The 1190-nt window shown below is 61.5% G+C and carries 1 protein-coding gene; it reads right to left on the bottom strand.

What is annotated here, in order from left to right:
* Nucleotides 1–271 precede the first annotated feature (271 nt).
* Entirely contained in the window at nt 272–1189 is a 918-nt protein-coding gene (locus AC0B9F_RS38285; protein ID WP_020970528.1) for a LysR family transcriptional regulator, read from the bottom strand.
* Nucleotide 1190 lies beyond the last annotated feature (1 nt).

The raw sequence follows: 1190 nt of genomic DNA on the forward strand, positions 1-1190 counted from the left end.
GCCGTAGATGAAGAAGTCGTAGTACTCGAGGGTGCTGCCGAGGAAGCCTGAAACGGCGGCGCGGCGCGCGTTCGAATTCGGATGTTCTTCGGTGGAGTGCGTGGAACCGGTGGAGGTGATCGGTGGTGCCATGTGAAGTCCTTTCGTCCCGATGGGCCGGCCGTGGCGGCACGTTTGGTGATGCACCACGCATCGGTGACGTCCCTCACCTTTCGGCGGCTGAGACGACAGTGCCACGAAGGACTATGGCGCGTCCAACACTAAATGAGTCTCAGATAATGACGTTTTTGGTCTCAATCTCCGGCGTCGGCAGAATTTCCTCGGATGTCTCCAATGCGACGGCGAGCGCATCGGTCATGTGCCGCGGTGACCAGGCAATTCCGTGATTCATGAACGTCGGCTCGCCGGTGAGTGGGACGAACACACTGCCAGGTGGGGTGATAGCAGCCATACCGGACGTCATCAGCGCTACACCGACGCCGGCGGCAACGAGCATCAGGATCATGTACGGATCGGTGATCTCCTGAACCACGCGAGGCCTGAAGTCTGCGTTCATGCAGGCGCGCATCGCGGTTTCCTGGAGGGCCGAGCCGGCCGAGAGCGGGGTGGTCACGAATCCGTCGTCGGCCAATTCGCGGAGGTCGATCGCGTCTCTCTCTGCGAGGGGATGGTCGATCGGAAGCACAGCGCCGAATGCCTCCCGTCGGATGAGTCGGGTAGACAGTGATGCGGATTCCACGGGTAGCCCGACGAAGGCGAGATCGAGGGCGCCGCTCTCGAGTTGGATGACCGCGTCGCGCGTCATGATCCGGCCGAGGAGTGTCAGTTCGACTTCCGGATAACGCTGACGCAACGCGCGTGTCAGTGGCGGAAGTGCTTGATAGTTGAGCACTCCGGTGAACCCGATTGTGACTCGTCCGTAGACGCCTCCCGACGACGCGCGCGTAGCGTGTCGTGCCGTCTCCATGTTCTCGATGACGCGATAGGCGTGGGGGAGAAAGGCATGTCCGCCGGATGTGAGTGCGACGCTGCGAGTGCTTCGTTCGAACAACTTGACGCCGATGTCCTTTTCGAGCTTTCGGATCATCTGGCTGAGAGGCGACTGGGCCATCTGGAGCCGTGATGCGGCCCGCCCGAAGTGAAGTTCTTCCGCAACCGCGACAAACGCGTGCAACCAGCGGGTTTCCATC

It is taken from the genome of Streptomyces sp. NPDC097129 (assembly GCF_055668065.1).